The sequence below is a fragment of the Chryseobacterium sp. KMC2 genome (genome assembly GCF_016756935.1).
In the GTDB taxonomy this organism is placed as follows: Bacteria; Bacteroidota; Bacteroidia; order Flavobacteriales; family Weeksellaceae; genus Chryseobacterium; species Chryseobacterium rhizosphaerae.
Window position 1 is genome coordinate 13,314 of record NZ_JAESIT010000008.1, and the last position, 16,111, is coordinate 29,424.

Below are 16,111 nucleotides of genomic sequence, written 5' to 3' on the forward strand. Positions count from 1 at the left end.
GTTACAAAAACTAAGGATACATCGCATTGATTGTATTAATATCTCCGGTTGTAAAACCTGTTCTGTTGTAGGTAAACGTAGTATTGTTGGCCCTCTTAATCGTAGGCTGTCCATTTTTAGAATAGGAATTAGGCCAATACATCATCACTGAATTAATATTGAAAGGGCCTATGTCTGTTCCGGAATTGTACATATTGAAATTATAAGCCTGCCCATCCTGAATATTGTTCCACTGGATACTCACATACTGATCCCTGTCTTTACGGGCATGTTCATGATAAAGCCCTACAGTATGCCCCATTTCATGGATCACAGATCCCACAGAAATATATTGATCCAAAGAAATAGTTTGTTTTCCTCCCTGATATCCGATATGAGCCCATCCATCTGATCCGGATGAACTTCCGAAAATAAATTCTACATAATTGGTCTGGTTGGTGCGGGGAATCCATTGGGTATTGGTTTTGGAATTATATTCATTAACCGCTGTAGTTATTTTATTGGCGTTGATAGAACCCATATTACCCGCAACAGTATAATAAATTTTAGCTCCCGGCCATCTTGAGAAACTGGCACCTCCTTTATGAAGAGCATTATCTCCTGCCAACTGTTGGTCGGAAAGTACAATGTCTCCCTGGAAAAAATTCATTCCATTCTTTCTTTCATACGTAATATCTTGCCCTCCCAGTCGTCCGTTTTTAACATTTTCGAGCTGTAAAGCATTGGTCTGGGTCTCTGTAGCCATTTCATCGTTATTTTTACTACAAGATGCTAAAGTAGCAGCGATAATGAAGCTCATAAAGACCATTCTTTTTGTCAACAGCTTCCGATACAGTAAGTCATTCAATTTTTTGTTCATAAGAATATTTTTAAGTGGTGTTAAAATGTATTTATTTTCTTTTTAAAGTACTAATATAATAATTTATTTCTCTTATAAATGAATTATTTTTATTAAAATGTTGATTATTGTGATAATTAGTTATTTTTAATTATAGACATTAAAAAAGAGAAAATCTAAACGTTATATCAAAGAAAAAGGCTTTGACCGCAGCCAAAACCTTTCTTTATATTTATTACTTGAAACAGCTTCTTTAAAATTCAGATATCTAAAATTAATTTTCTACGGTTGTTATCATAAAAAGTAGCATGATAACTGTTATCCCGGTATTCGGTTTTTGAGTTTTCTATTGTATTGAATCTTCTTTTATCCATGGTGATGAACTCAACGATCTCAAAGTGATTAACATCAATACTATTAAAATCTACTAATTTCAGATACTCATCAACCGAATTTTTATCCAGCATGATTTTTCCTCCACCGAACTGATGCCTATTTTGTCCATTTTTTTTAACACCAGAAACCCAGTATTCTTCTCCGGTTTCTATGTCAAAATAATTAGCAACATATTCGGGTCTTTTGAGTTTCTTTAATGCCTTATTATTAAAATAAAGGGTTTGTCCGGATTTTGAAAATTCTACAAAACCAATCCAAGCCGGTCCATAGTGGCCAAAGGACTTGTTTTCGATATACATTATTTTTGTTTTCATGATTGTAAGTTTTCTTGAGCAATTTACTTAATTTATAGCTGTAAGCAAAAGGAATCAAACAGCGTTTCAATTCCAATAGTTTTTGCCTGAACTAGGCGATCAGACTTATCAATTACAAAAAGTAACTAATGCAATTTTTATGTTTTAAATTTGTTTGGTTTTTTAAGCCCCAATTTATAATTATGAAAAATTTTGAAATTTCTGTTTTAGACCTTGCTCCGGTAAAGCAGGGAAAAAGCATTCATGATACGTTTCAGGATAGCTTATCTTTAGCTCGTCATACTGAAAACTTAAACTATACAAGATTCTGGCTTGCCGAGCATCACAATATGGAAAGTATTGCGAGTTCTGCCACCTCAGTTTTAATTGGTTTTATTGCCAATGGAACAAAAAAAATAAGAGTAGGTTCAGGGGGTATTATGCTTCCTAATCACAGTTCTCTGATTATTGCAGAGCAATTCGGAACTTTGGAATCTCTTTTTCCCGGAAGGATTGATCTCGGTGTGGGAAGAGCTCCAGGGACAGATGGATTAACAGCTCAGGCATTGGGAAGAAATCCAGCGATTATTAATGAACAGTTTCCAAGACAGATTTTAGAGCTTCAACGGTATTTTTCCAAAGAAAATGCTGATGCAATGGTACGGGCTATTCCGGGAGAAGGTCTTGATATTCCTATTTATATACTAGGATCAAGCACAGACAGTGCATGGCTGGCAGCAGAGCTTGGACTGCCTTATGCATTTGCCGGACATTTTGCTCCTGAGCAAATGGAAATGGCCTTTAAAATTTACAGGGAACATTTTCAACCTTCTCAATATTTAGATCAGCCTTATGTAATGGCTTGTGTGAATGGAGTAGCAGCAGAAACTTCTGAAGAAGCTCACAAGCTTTCTACCACATTATTCCAGGCATTTATCAATATTGTAAGGAATGACAGAAAGCCTTTTGCACCGCCGGTAGATGATATGGATGACATCTGGTCACCTATGGAAAAATCTATGGTTTTACAGAAGCTGAGATATACTTTTATAGGAGATCAAACAGAAATTCAGGAAAAAATTAAAGATTTCCAAAACAAATTCAACGTAGATGAGCTGATCATCAATTCTCATATTTATGATCATCAGAAAAGACTGAGATCTTACGAAATCATAAGAGAAGCGGTCAACTCTTTATCTCAAGCACAATAAACCATTGATATTAATTGGCAGATGCTTATTTTTATAAGTATCTTTGCAAAAATAAAAAGTAAAAATGTCCGATATTAAATTAAATACTATTCCAGAGGCTATTGAAGACCTTAAAAATGGTAAAATAATCATAGTGGTAGATGATGAAGATAGAGAAAATGAAGGTGACTTTCTTTGTGCTGCTGAACTGACAACTCCGGAAATTATCAACTTTATGGCCCTTCACGGTAGAGGATTGATCTGTATGCCTCTTCCTGAAAAAAGATGTGATGAGCTTGGATTAGAGGTTATGGTAAGCAGAAGCAGCGATCCTAAAGAAACTGCTTTTACTGTATCTGTTGACCTTTTGGGTAACGGAACTTCTACCGGTATTTCTGCTGGTGACAGAGCTAAAACAATTCTGGCTTTAATGGATGAAAAATCTAAGCCTACAGATTTTATGAGACCCGGACATATTTTCCCGCTTCGTGCAAGAAAAGGAGGGGTTTTAAAAAGAGCTGGACATACTGAAGCGGCTATTGACCTTACCCATCTTTCAGGTTTGAAAGAAGGTGGAGTAATCTGTGAGATTATGAATGAAGATGGTACCATGTCTCGTTTACCGGAACTTCACGCATTCGCCCAGAAGCACGATATGAAAATTGTTTCTATTGAAGATTTAATTCATTATCAGCTTAAAAAAGGAAATCTGGTTGAAAGACTTGAAGAGAAAAAAGTAAAAACACATTACGGTGATTTCGATTTCTACGCATTCAGAGAGACTTCAAATGACCAGATCCACTTTGCTTTGACAAAAGGAGCATGGACTGTGGATGAGCCTGTTTTAGTAAGAGTACAGTCTTCAGATTCCTATTTTGATGTGTTGACAAGATTAAATAACGGAGAAAAACCTTTATTGGAAAAAGTAACCGGTATGGTAAACGAAGCAGGAAAAGGAGCTATTATTTTCATCAATAACGTTTCAAACTCTGAAAATACATTGAGAAAACTTCAGCAGTTCCTGAATTATCAGGACGGGCAGGAGCAGCATCCTACTTTAGCATACAACTACAGAGATTATGGTATTGGAACACAGATCTTAAAGAATTTAGGAATTAATAAGTTTAAAGTAATCACTCAAAACCCTAATATCAAACCTCAGGTTGGAGGATATGATGTAGAAGTTACTGAGCTGGTTCAGTTATAACAAATAAATGATCAATAGAGGACCGGCTTTGCTGCGAATATATTGATGAATGAAAAAAGGTTTAGGATTTTTCTAAACCTTTTTTTATTTTTAAACCATGACTAAGGCTTTAAAGCCACACATCAGAGGTTATGTAGATATTCCAGATGAAAAACTGGAGCAATATTGCAATGCTTTTCATCTTCAGAAAATAAAGAAGAAAGATTTTCTTTTAAGAGAAGGAGATGTTTGTGGATTTGAAGGATTTGTTGTGAATGGGTGTTTTAAAGTTTCCCATACCGACCACAATGGTGCAGAACAGATACTGTACTTTGGGATTGAGAACTGGTGGCTTTCAGATATAGACAGCTTCATTACCGGTATTCCATCAAAACTTAATATTCAGGCTATTGAAGACAGTGAAATTCTTCTTATTTCAAAGCAAGATAAAGAAAGGTTTTATCTGGAAATTCCTGAGATTGAGAGATTGATGAGACTGAAGTTTCAACGGTCAATTATTGCATTACAACGTAGAATTATTGATAATCTAAGCAAATCGTCAGATGAACGTTATCTTGATTTTCTGAAGGAATATCCTGAAATAGCGCACCGTCTTACCAATATACAAATTGGAGCCTATTTGGGGGTAACTCCGGAGTTTATAAGCAGAATACGCAGGAAAATTGTAAGTAAGACTTAGTATTAACCACAAAAGGCTTTATCTTTTGTTTGAAATAAGATGGTAAGCCTTTTGTGATTGAAGTTTTAATATATAGCCAGACTTATAATGTTATTTCGTCAAAATTTCTGAAGCCGTTCAGAAAGTCTTTTACGGTCATTCTTTTCTTTCCTTCCAACTGAAGTTCCTGTGGAAAATAAACTCCATCCTGGGTATAAATCTTAAATTCATTTTTTGAGATATCTAGAGTTCCGGAAGATTTTCCATGGTCTGAAATTTCAAATTTACCACTGAATATTTTCAACCCTTTTTCATCTTCTCCAATTTTTAGAGTGGTGAAAGCTGCAGGATAAGGAGACATTCCAAGGATAAACTGATGAACGGTCTTAGAAGGAGCATTCCAATTGATTTTGGTATCTTCTTTAAAGATTTTATATGCGTTTTTTGGATGTTCTACTTGTGGCTGAGGTCTTTCTTTGATGGTGTTTTCAGCCAACCCATCCAGTGTTTTAACCACCAGTTTTGAACCCATTTCCATCAGCCTGTCATGAAGAGCTCCTGCAGTCTCGTCAGGTAAAACGTTAAGTTCTTCCTGTAGGAGAATATTCCCTTCATCTATTTTTTCATTGATAAAGAAAGTAGTGGCTCCTGTTTTTTCTTCTCCGTTAATTACGGCATAATTGATAGGCGCTGCTCCTCTGTAATCAGGTAATAAAGAGGCGTGAAGATTAAATGTTCCCATGGCAGGCATTTCAAAAAGAACTTTAGGCATCATTCTAAAAGCGACTACCACAAAAACATCAGCTTCAAGATTTCTAAGCTCTTCTAAAAATTCAGGGTTTCTCAGTTTTTCCGGTTGGAAAACAGGAATATTATTTTCCGAAGCATATATTTTTACAGGTGACTGGTGAATTTTCTGCCCACGTCCACTTGCTTTATCTGCAACGGTTACAACACCTACAACGTGATGATGAGATTGATGAATAGCCTCCAAAGAAGTCTTTGCGAATTCCGGAGTTCCTAAAAAAACAACTTTCAATGATTTCATAATACAAAGATAAGTTTTTCGCGGAAAGTTGCAGGTTTGAATGGGATAGAAGGTATATGTCCTATCAAAAAAAATACATCTTTATTCTCATCTCTAAACCTCCAGTCTATTCATGATTCAGTGCATATGTTCTGAAATTAAGCATTTTCACTTTTCCGGAATCCAACAGATAAATCAGGTTTTCTAAAATGTTTTCTTTAGAATGGTAGCTTAGCTGCACCGAAAGCTCTTCAATAGTTGCTGATCTTTTAGCCAGTAAATTGATAATTTGCTGAGAAATATTTTTTCCGAAAATAGATTGCTTATTCTTTTCACATACAGAACACTGGCCACAGTTTTTTGAGTTTTTTTCACCAAAATAGGAGAGGATCAGTTTCATTTTACAGTAGTCTTTATTTTCCACGTAAAACTTCATTTCTTCCCATTTCTGGATTTTGTTTCTCTGAATATGCTCAAAAAGTTTCCAATAGCTATGAGTAATGATTCTTTCGTCACGGGGTTTTAAAAACTTGATGCTGGCAAGCGCACCATCTATATATTCCAGATAGTTTTTCTGCTGAAGTTCTTTCAGGCGTTCTTTGATCAAAGGAATGCTTACTTCAATCTTATTGCTTACCTGCTGTTCACTGAACATTACTTTATGAGTGGTGAGACCGGATATGGTCCGGAAAAGAAGTTCAATAAAATAGGCGTCTTTCTGTGGCAGCTGATCTATTTCATCTGCTTTCATAAAAAGCTCCAGTGAAGAAAGACTTTTGTTGTCATTATAGTAAATGATTTCCTGATTGTGAAGGAAATTAAGAACATTATTAATTTTTGCTTTTGAGAGTCTGGTGAAATTCTGAATTCCGACAATATTCAGCTGAAAGGTTTTTTCCGGCTGCTCAAATTCAGCAACCTGGAAAATAGAGTAGAGGTAACTGATAATTTTTAAAAACTCAGCTTTATTGGGAATCTGATTTTTTAAGATCTGATCGAAGTTCAGCAGCTCCTGCTTATTCCAAAGCATAAAAGCGAAACTGTCTTTTCCGTCTCTTCCGGATCTACCTATTTCCTGGTAATAATTCTCCAGAGAAGCAGCAGGAGAGTAGTGGAGGACAAAACGTACGTTATCTTTGTCAATCCCCATTCCAAAGGCATTGGTAGAAATAAGAACGTGATTGTCACTTTTGTTCCAGGTATTTTGTTTTGTATTTTTCTCTTTTGTTGTTAAACCTGCGTGGAAATAATCTACATTTTTCAACTGGTTTTTCTTCAGAAATTCTGCTAATAATTCTGCTTCCTTTCTGGTCCTTACATAGATGATTCCGGAATCTGTATTGTATTTAAGGATGTCAAAAACACGCTGAAATTTATCTCCAACTTCTTCAGTGAAAATTTTAATATTGTCTCTTTTGAAGCTTTTTTGAAATACAGAAGGCTTTCTAAGTTCAAGTTTGTTTTTAATTTCTTCCAGCACCTTTGGAGTTGCTGTAGCTGTTAATGCAAGGCAAGGGATTTCAGGATTGTTTTTTCTGAAGTCCTTTATATTTTGATAGCTGGGACGAAAATCTTGTCCCCATTCTGAAATACAGTGGGCTTCATCCACAGCAATGAATGAGAGCTGAATATCCTGGATATTTTGTAAAAACTGGGTATTGGTAAGTCTTTCCGGAGATACATACAATAATTTTGTAAGCCCTTCCTTACAGCGGCCATAAATAGCTTCTGCATCATATTCATCCAATTCTGAAGACAGGTACTCTGCTTCAATATTTCGGAATTTAAGCTGATTTACCTGGTCTTTCATTAATGCCAACAGTGGGGAAATAACCAGGCAGGTTCCTTCCTTTAGCAAAGCCGGTAGCTGATAGCATAAAGATTTTCCGGCACCGGTAGGCAGTAAGACCAGTGTATCTTTTTCGTTAATAACAGAATTGATAATTTCTTCCTGAGAATCTCTGAAGTCATTGTAACCCCAGAAATACTTAAGAGTATCATATTTTAGCTTTTGAAAATCTTGTGGAGAAATCATAGGGTAAAAATAAGGAAAGTATTATAACAAAAAAAGCCACGCAATGCGTGACTTTTATATAATACTTAATAAGTTTATTATTTAGCTTCGAAGTATACTCTTCTGTTTGCTCTGTTTTTCCATTCAGGGCATTTTGTAGCTGGCTCACACTCAGGGTATTTAAGGTCTTTTTCACCTTTTCCTACTGCATTAAGTTTACCATTTTGAACTCCGTTTTTAATCAGATAGTTCTTCACATTATTAGCTCTTCTTTGAGATAATTTTTGGTTATAAGCGTCAGTACCTCTTGTATCAGTAGCACCAATTACACTGTAAGAACCATTTGAAGAATTGATATAATTAACAGCATTATTTAAGATTGGAGTATTTGATGGTAAAATTCTGTCAGAATTTAAGTCAAACTCAATACCTTCCAATTTAGTTTCAGTTTCTATTACTGGTCCTGTAGTAGTTGTAGGACAACCGTTGTTTTCCACAGGTCCTGGAACAGTTACACACTTATCGTAAAGGTCAATAACACCATCTAAATCTGTGTCAAGAGCAACACCTGCACCATCCACTCTCGCTCCTGCAGGAGTGTCAAGTTGTCTGTCCCAGTCGTCGCATACACCATCATTATCAGCATCACCTTTTTTACATACTTCAATATCCTGGTTTTTGTTAGCCAGAACGTCAAGTTTGTAATAGATTTCCTGAAGTGGGTCATGCCACATTAAGTGAGATTCGTGTTTTCCTAACTTGATGGAAAGTCCTAAAGTAGCGTTGAAGAAATTATCTGAAACCTGCTCAGAACGCTTGTTGATAGCGCTGTATGCATCTCCGCCACCGTCAAATTCATCATCACCGGTAACAACATACATCAATCTACCTTCAAGATCAATTCTTCTGTTTACTTTAAATTTAAGACCGGCACCAGCCTGCATAAACATAGAACCTAGTTTGAAAGGTTTTACTTCTGTCATTAATCTCTGTCCTTTGCTGTCTTTCTGATATGCTCTGTAGGCAATAGTACCTACCCCTGCATATCCGTGAAGAGCCCATCTGTATGTAGAATGGTTATCTACTCTTCTTAAAAGGTTAGAGAAGTTAATATCTCCCAAGATAGAGATTGCATCATACTGAGTTCTTGCACCTACAGCCGTAGCATCAGGAGCAGCATCTTTAGTATTGAACCAACCCTGTCTCGTTTCTCCTCTGTCATACTGTAGATTGATACCAAAAGCATGAGTAATGGCTTTATCGATACTTACATAAGCTGAGTATCCGAAAAGGTTTTTACCATTTCCATTCTTAATAGATGTCAAATCTGCTGATTGAAGGAGAGGAACACCCGCACCCACGGAAATTGACCAATCATTGAATCTCTTCGATTGATTAGTAAATGGGGAAACATTAGCAGATCCTGAAGAAAATGTATTAGGATACGTTCCTGTTGAAACTGCCGTTGAGTCTTGTGCATAGTTGGCGCCTGGTATAGCTAGTGCCAATGCAACAATTGCTAAACTTAATTTCATAGTGTTATTTTTTTAAGTTAAGTTATTTTAAATGATTTTATTTATTGAAAACTAATTTTATATTAATTTTTTTCTATATTGCTTAAAAATTACCTAATTATTATTTGCAAATACCAGAGTTTTAGCCCTGAAAATGATATAAAGATAAGTAAAAAAAATCGTAATTGGAAAAAAAAACCGAAAAGAAGAATTCTTTTCGGTTTTTAGTTGTTATAAAAAATTATTTTTTCTTTTTCTTAGCAGTAACTTTTTTTACTGATTTTTTTACAGGAGCATCTTCATAATCTTTCTTTTGGATAGAATTCCATTCAGAAGCTTCTATGAATTTTACAGTAACTTTTCTGTCTGCTAATCTCTCAGCATCAGAAGCTGATGCAGGGATTGTAGCTTCGGCAGAACCTACCCCTTTTGATTTCAGTACATTTTGACTGATACCTCTGTTTTCAAGAGCACCAACTACTGCAGCAGCTCTTTCTTTAGACAGTCTTAGATTATAAGCTGCATTTCCTTTGCTATCTGTGTGACCAGTCAGTAAATAATTACCTCCGTTTTCTTTGATAATTGAAGCAGCAAGATCTAATTTACTGTTAGATTCAGGTCTGATTGTAGCTTTATTGAAATTAAAGTAGATATCTTTAAGTGATTTCTCTACTTCTACTGCGGTTTGATTGTTATCTTTTTTGATCGGGCAGCCGTTGTTTTCCACAGGTCCTGGAACAGTTACACACTTATCGTAAAGGTCAATAACGCCATCTAAATCTGTGTCAAGAGCAACACCTGCACCATCTACTCTCGCTCCTGCAGGAGTGTCAAGTTGTCTGTCCCAGTCATCGCATACACCGTCATTATCAGCATCGCCTTTTTTACATACTTCAATATCCTGGTTTTTGTTAGCCAGAACATCAAGCTTGTAATAGATTTCCTGAAGTGGGTCATGCCACATTAAGTGAGAATCATGTTTTCCTAACTTGATGGAAAGTCCTAAAGTAGCGTTGAAGAAATTATCTGAAACCTGCTCAGAACGCTTGTTGATAGCGCTGTATGCATCTCCGCCACCGTCAAATTCATCATCACCGGTAACAACATACATTAATCTACCTTCAAGATCAATTCTTCTGTTTACTTTAAATTTAAGACCGGCACCAGCCTGCATAAACATAGAACCTAGTTTGAAAGGTTTTACTTCCGTCATCAATCTCTGTCCTTTGCTGTCTTTCTGATATGCTCTGTAGGCAATAGTACCTATCCCTGCATATCCATGAAGCGCCCATCTGTATGTAGAATGGTTATCTACTCTTCTTAAAAGGTTAGAGAAGTTAACATCTCCCAAGATAGAGATTGCATCATACTGAGTTCTTGCACCTACAGCCGTAGCATCAGGAGCAGCATCTTTAGTATTGAACCAACCTTGTCTCGTTTCTCCTCTGTCATACTGTAGATTGATACCAAAAGCATGAGTAATGGCTTTATCGATACTTACATAAGCTGAGTATCCAAAAAGGTTTTTACCATTTCCATTCTTAATAGATGTCAAATCTGCCGATTGAAGGAGAGGAACACCTGCACCTACTGAAATCGACCAGTCATTAAATCTCTTAGATTGGTTGGTAAATGGGGAAACATTAGCAGATCCTGAAGAGAATGTATTGGGATACGTTCCATTAGAAACTGCAATGCTGTCTTGCGCATATATAGCAGTGGGGATTGCCAGTGCTAATGCAGCAATTGCTAAATTAAATTTCATCGTGTATTATTATTTGATATTTTTTTTTGATAAATCGCTTACCTTATTTTGTTGGGCATCCGTTGTTTTCTACAGGTCCGGGAACCGTTACGCATTTATCATATAAATCTATAACTCCGTCAAGGTCCATGTCTAGAGCAACACCAGCACCATCTACTCTTGCTCCTGCAGGAGTATCAAGTTGTCTGTCCCAATCGTCACATACTCCGTCATTATCAGCATCTCCTTTTTCACATACCACAAGATCATTTGTAGCGTTTTCTAAAACATTAAGTCTGTAATAACCTTCCTGAAGTGGATCATGCCATGCTAAGTGAGAAGCATGCTTTCCTAGTTTGAAAGACACTCCTAAACTAACTGTCCATGCATTATCAGATCTTTTCGGATTAATCATGTTGTATTTTGAATTTTTTGACGCTGGATCATAATCATTGGCATCAGCCCATCCGCCACCGTCAAATTCATCATCACCACTAATGAGGTACATAGTTCTTGCTTCAATATCAATAAGTTTTGAAACATTGTATTTTACCCCTACACCTCCTTGATAGAAGATAGAGTTGATGTCAATATCCTGTTTGATAAATAGAGGAACTCTTTTGGGGCTATTGCTCCATCTGAATTCATCATTGTCATGCAATGAGGTTCTGAATCCTTGAACTCCAAGTCCTAAATATCCATGGAATGCCCATCTGTAAGGAGAATGATTATCAGTTCTTCTTAATAAATTTGAGAAGTTGATATCCCCTAATAAAGATATTTGATCAAATTGAGTTGTAGCGGTACCTACACCTGCTAACTGACCTGCTGCCCCTGGAAGCTGGCCTGTTTGCTTAGTTTCTCCTCTCATATACATTACGCTTAAAGCGAAAGTATGAGAAATTTGCTTATCTACGCTTACGTAAGCATTGTAACCCCAGTTCGTTTTGTCCTTATTGATTGATTTAAGATCCGAGTGGACCATAAATGCAGCACCTCCACCCACAGAAATTGACCAGTCATTGAATCGTCTGGATTTGTTGTCGAATGGTTGTACGTTAGCGGAACCTGAAGAAAAAGTATTAGGGTACTCAGTTGAAGAATTAACTGTAGTACTGTTGTTTTGCGCATAAGCTGCAATTGGCAGTGTAGCCAATAATAATAAACCTAATTTCATACAGTATGTTTTATGTTTTAAATAAAATCTTTTAATAATACTCTGGAAAATTCCCTTTCAAAAAGATGTTTTTTATGAGGGATTTCTAATCTTTCTGATATAAAATTTAATTCATTATATGTAATGATATCAATATCTATTATTCTATCAGCATAGCCTCCAGATACTTTTGAATCATTAATTCTTCCCATTTCAACTTCAATATCTTTAATAAAATCAAGCAGTTGAATTGGTGAAAGATGAGTGAATATTATTGCTGCAATATTACAAAAAATATTGGAACTGGCAAATTCTACGGGTTCAGACATTAAAAATTCGCTAATTTGTGAAATGTTATTTCCACCTTCGCTAATTTTCTGTAAGGCAAGCTCTAAATTTTTTTTTTGCTCTCCAAGGTTACTTCCTAGTAACAAAATCACCTTTTGCTGCGACATATTAAAAAAAATTGATTGATTTATGAGAAGTTTCTTTAAAAATGTTTTGGCAAATATAGTTGCAATTGTGATACTTTGCGCTTTATTTTTCATCTTTTTCATTATGATGCTTGTGTTCAGTTCTATGGGGAATGATAAGTCTGTGACGGTAAAAAAGAACTCGGTTCTTACGATTAATTTAAAAACACATATCATAGACAGCCCTACTGAAGAGGAAGGTGGATTGTTCGGAATTAGCAACCAGAACAAGAGTGTTCTTCTGTATGATGCGTTGGAAGCAATCAATAAAGCAAAAACGGATGATAATATTAAAGGGATTAGTATTGAAGTGGATGATTTAAATGCCGGGCTGACCCAGATTGATGATATCAGAAATGCTATTGAAGATTTTAAGAAAAGTGGAAAGTTTGTGTATGCTTATGGAAACGGGGTTTCACAATCTTCCTATTATCTGGGATCAGTAGCTGATCAGTATTATTTGAATCCAGCGGGTGGTATTGAGTTGAAAGGATTGTCTACAGAAGTTACTTTCTTTAAAGATTTTGCTGATAAGTATGGGATTGGTATTGAAGTAATACGTCATGGTAAATTTAAATCGGCAGTAGAGCCTTTTTTACGGAATGATATTTCTCCGGAGAACAAAGAGCAGCTAAGTACGCTTTTGAATGACCTTTGGAAAAATACATCCAATAAAATGGCTGTTTCAAGAAAAATTGATACTGCTCAGTTTAAAATGGTTGTAGACAGCTTATACGGAATGATTCCTGAATTGGGATTAAAATACAAGCTTGCGGATAAACTTGTTCAAAAGACAGAATATGAAGGTATGATCAAGTCGAAGCTAAGCCTGAAAGACAATGAAAAGCTAAATAAAGTTTCATTGGCTAATTATATAAGCTCTTATGCAGATGATGATAAGTCGGGAGAAAAAGTAGCGGTATTATATGCTTCCGGATCTATTAACAATGGTGATGGATATAATGATATCTATGCTGATAAATATGTAAAATACATCAAAAAACTTCAGGATGATGAGAAGGTGAAGGCGGTTGTTTTGAGAATCAATTCTCCTGGAGGAAGTGCTAATGCGTCGGATGAGATTTTATTTGAACTTCAGCAGCTGAAAAAGAAAAAGCCTTTGATTGTTTCTTTTGGGGACTATGCGGCTTCCGGAGGATATTATGTGGCAATGGCTGCGGATAAAATCTATTCAGAGCCTAATACACTTACCGGTTCAATTGGTGTTTTTGGAGTGATTCCTTATTTTAAAGATATTGCCAATAAAAACGGAATTCGTGCAGACGTTGTCGCTACCAATGCCAACTCTATGTATTATTCCGGGCTGAACGGAGTGACACCTTATGGAGTGAATATGATGACAAGGGGTGTAGAGGGTACCTATAAAAGGTTCGTGCATTTTGTAACGCAAAACAGAAAACAGACTTTTGAGCAGATTGATAATATCGGTGGTGGTAGAGTATGGAGTGGGGTACGTGCTAAGCAGATTGGTCTGGTAGATGATTTGGGAACCCTTAATGATGCCATAAAGTTTGCTGCACAGAAAGCAGGATTGAAATCTTACCATGTAGATTCATTTCCTAAAAGAATGTCTCCTTTCGAACAGATATTTAATGATCTGAATGAAGAAGATGTTTCTGCAAAATTGATTAAAAATAAGATAGGAAAAGCCAATTATGAAATCTTACAGCAGATTACTGACAAAAAGCTTCAGGCTGATGTAAAGATGGCAATGCCTTACGAGATTAGAATCGACTAACTAAATTATATTGTAAACAAAATCCCGGATCTGATTTCAGATCCGGGATTTTATTTTTTTATAATAAGTATTGGCTAAATATTAGCTTTTCTTTGTGGCCATTCCATAAATCCAGAGAATGATTAAAGCTCCTCCAATAGATAGGATCCAGCTTCTTGGATTCCAAAATGAGGCAATATCTCCCCAATGTAAAATATAAACTCCTATAGCTCCTCCTAAAAAGGCTCCCAGAATTCCCAGGATAATAGTGATTAGCCATCCTCCACCTTGAGTACCTGGCATGATCATTTTAGCGATAGCTCCTGCAATAAGACCGAATAAAATCCATGTTATTATTCCCATAGTTGTAAATTTTTTATTGTTAATATTTAAAAAATAATTTGTGTACTAATATAAGGGAAAACATGATATAAATCATCTTTTCTTGAAGAATGAGTCTACAAATTCCGTACCATTAAAAAGCTGTAAATCCTGCATTTTTTCACCTACGCCTATATATTTTACAGGAATCTGGAATTGATCTGAGATACCGATAACAACTCCACCTTTAGCTGTTCCGTCTAATTTGGTGACCGCTAATGCATTGACTTCAGTGGCTGCTGTAAATTGTTTCGCCTGTTCAAATGCATTCTGTCCTGTAGAACCGTCAAGAACCAGCAGAATTTCATGGGGAGCATCAGGAATAACCTTTTGCATAACTCTTTTGATCTTGGAAAGCTCATTCATCAGATTTATTTTATTGTGAAGTCTTCCGGCAGTATCTATAATAGCAATATCTGCATTTTGCGCTACAGCGCTTTGTACAGTATCAAATGCTACAGAAGCAGGGTCGGAACCCATCCCTTGTTTTACGATAGGAACACCCACTCTTTCACTCCAGATAGTAAGCTGATCTACAGCTGCCGCTCTGAAGGTATCTGCAGCCCCTAAAACTACCTTTTTACCTTCTGATTTGAATTGGTGGGCAAGCTTTCCGATAGTCGTTGTTTTCCCTACGCCGTTTACTCCTACCACCATAATAACATATGGCTTTTTGGAGGCGTCGATATTTCCGGTTCCGGCGTGAGGGTTTTCAAGAAGCAGTCCTGAAATTTCATCACGAAGAATTTTATCTAATTCGTTTACGCTAACATATTTGTCTCTGGCAACACGCTCTTCAATTCTTCCTATAATCTTAATGGTAGTAGAAGCACCTACATCAGATGCAATCAGTATTTCTTCAAGATTATCCAGTACTTCATCATCTACTTTACTTTTACCGACTACGGCTTTCGTCATTTTTTCAAAGAATCCCTGGCTGGATTTTTCCAATCCTTTATCTAAGGTTTCTTTTTCTTCCTTTTTGAAAATATTTTTAAACCAACTCATAGTTTTAGTTTATTCTTATTTATTTTTTAATAACTGCTGTGGCCTCTACTTCTATAAACACATCATTTCTGAACAGACCACTTACTTCTACAAGACTGCTTACCGGAGGATTTTGAAGATTGACATAGGCATCCCTGACTTTTCTGAAATCCGGTGTTTTAGAAATATCTGTAATAAATATCCCTAGTTTTATAATGTCTTTCGTTGTTCCTCCATATTCTTTCAGAACGTAGTCTATATTTTTGAATATCTGCTGTGTTTGCTCCTCTACATTGTTCCCTATCAGGTTTCCATCTGTATCAAGGGGAACCTGCCCAGACAATAAAACCATTTTAGAAGTTCCACAATCAATACTTACTGCTTGTGACAATCCTTTTATGTTGAAAACTTTTGGAGAACTTTTATATTCTAAGGTATTCATAGTTTTCTGACTGAATGAAAATAGAAAAATTGCTGTGCAAAACAGAACAAGAA

General features: G+C 36.1%; 15 protein-coding genes. 4 read left to right on the forward strand and 11 right to left on the reverse strand.

The genetic code is table 11. The features are described 5' to 3' along the window. Positions 1-10: 10 nt before the first annotated feature. Together JML65_RS10865 and JML65_RS10870 are read right to left on the reverse strand one after the other, a co-directional pair. Entirely contained in the window at positions 11-859 is an 849-nt protein-coding gene (locus JML65_RS10865; RefSeq protein WP_202270888.1) for a M12 family metallopeptidase, read from the reverse strand. A gap of 239 nt (positions 860-1,098) precedes the next feature. After that, a complete protein-coding gene (locus JML65_RS10870; protein ID WP_202270889.1) occupies positions 1,099-1,548 on the reverse strand; it encodes a hypothetical protein in 450 nt (149 codons plus the stop codon). A 182-nt stretch (positions 1,549-1,730) separates the two neighbouring features. Between JML65_RS10870 and JML65_RS10875 the strand changes: the two genes are divergently transcribed. From JML65_RS10875 to JML65_RS10885, 3 genes are all read left to right on the forward strand, one after another. Further along, the gene (locus JML65_RS10875) at positions 1,731-2,738 is read left to right on the forward strand and encodes an LLM class flavin-dependent oxidoreductase (protein WP_202270890.1); all 1,008 of its coding nucleotides are present in this window, start codon (positions 1,731-1,733) and stop codon (positions 2,736-2,738) included. A gap of 64 nt (positions 2,739-2,802) precedes the next feature. Next, a complete protein-coding gene (gene ribB, locus JML65_RS10880) occupies positions 2,803-3,924 on the forward strand; it encodes a 3,4-dihydroxy-2-butanone-4-phosphate synthase (RefSeq protein WP_047490331.1) in 1,122 nt (373 codons plus the stop codon). A gap of 97 nt (positions 3,925-4,021) precedes the next feature. Beyond that, positions 4,022-4,603, forward strand: coding sequence for a Crp/Fnr family transcriptional regulator (locus tag JML65_RS10885; RefSeq protein WP_202270891.1), 582 nt, complete (start codon positions 4,022-4,024; stop codon positions 4,601-4,603). An 82-nt stretch (positions 4,604-4,685) separates the two neighbouring features. On the opposite strand, the gene fmt is transcribed toward JML65_RS10885, so the two are convergent. The 6 genes from fmt to folK all read right to left on the reverse strand — a co-directional run bounded on the left by fmt (position 4,686) and on the right by folK (position 12,492). Then, the gene (fmt, locus tag JML65_RS10890; protein ID WP_202270892.1) at positions 4,686-5,630 is read right to left on the reverse strand and encodes a methionyl-tRNA formyltransferase; all 945 of its coding nucleotides are present in this window, start codon (positions 5,628-5,630) and stop codon (positions 4,686-4,688) included. A 106-nt stretch (positions 5,631-5,736) separates the two neighbouring features. Beyond that, positions 5,737-7,644, reverse strand: coding sequence for an ATP-dependent DNA helicase RecQ (locus tag JML65_RS10895; protein WP_202270893.1), 1,908 nt, complete (start codon positions 7,642-7,644; stop codon positions 5,737-5,739). A gap of 77 nt (positions 7,645-7,721) precedes the next feature. Continuing rightward, complete coding sequence (locus JML65_RS10900; protein ID WP_202270894.1) at positions 7,722-9,158, reverse strand: OmpA family protein; 1,437 nt, start codon at positions 9,156-9,158, stop codon at positions 7,722-7,724. 220 nt (positions 9,159-9,378) lie between these two features. Continuing rightward, a complete protein-coding gene (locus tag JML65_RS10905) occupies positions 9,379-10,902 on the reverse strand; it encodes an OmpA family protein (RefSeq protein ID WP_202270895.1) in 1,524 nt (507 codons plus the stop codon). Positions 10,903-10,945: 43 nt separating this feature from the next. Next, positions 10,946-12,058 carry a flagellar motor protein MotB gene (locus JML65_RS10910; RefSeq protein WP_084085425.1) on the reverse strand — a complete coding sequence of 371 codons (1,113 nt, stop codon included), beginning with the start codon at positions 12,056-12,058 and terminating at the stop codon, positions 10,946-10,948. Positions 12,059-12,075: 17 nt separating this feature from the next. Next, on the reverse strand, positions 12,076-12,492 hold the full coding sequence (folK, locus tag JML65_RS10915; RefSeq protein ID WP_084085423.1) for a 2-amino-4-hydroxy-6-hydroxymethyldihydropteridine diphosphokinase: 417 nt from the start codon (positions 12,490-12,492) through the stop codon (positions 12,076-12,078). A 22-nt stretch (positions 12,493-12,514) separates the two neighbouring features. Between folK and sppA the strand changes: the two genes are divergently transcribed. Beyond that, on the forward strand, positions 12,515-14,269 hold the full coding sequence (sppA, locus tag JML65_RS10920; protein ID WP_202270896.1) for a signal peptide peptidase SppA: 1,755 nt from the start codon (positions 12,515-12,517) through the stop codon (positions 14,267-14,269). 81 nt (positions 14,270-14,350) lie between these two features. On the opposite strand, the gene JML65_RS10925 is transcribed toward sppA, so the two are convergent. From JML65_RS10925 to JML65_RS10935, 3 genes are all read right to left on the reverse strand, one after another. Beyond that, positions 14,351-14,611, reverse strand: a complete 261-nt coding sequence (locus JML65_RS10925; protein ID WP_202270897.1) for a GlsB/YeaQ/YmgE family stress response membrane protein — start codon at positions 14,609-14,611, stop codon at positions 14,351-14,353. Positions 14,612-14,683: 72 nt separating this feature from the next. Beyond that, complete coding sequence (gene ftsY, locus JML65_RS10930; RefSeq protein ID WP_047490360.1) at positions 14,684-15,637, reverse strand: signal recognition particle-docking protein FtsY; 954 nt, start codon at positions 15,635-15,637, stop codon at positions 14,684-14,686. Between the two features lie 19 nt (positions 15,638-15,656). Then, entirely contained in the window at positions 15,657-16,058 is a 402-nt protein-coding gene (locus JML65_RS10935) for a RidA family protein (RefSeq protein ID WP_237390847.1), read from the reverse strand. Positions 16,059-16,111: the final 53 nt, after the last annotated feature.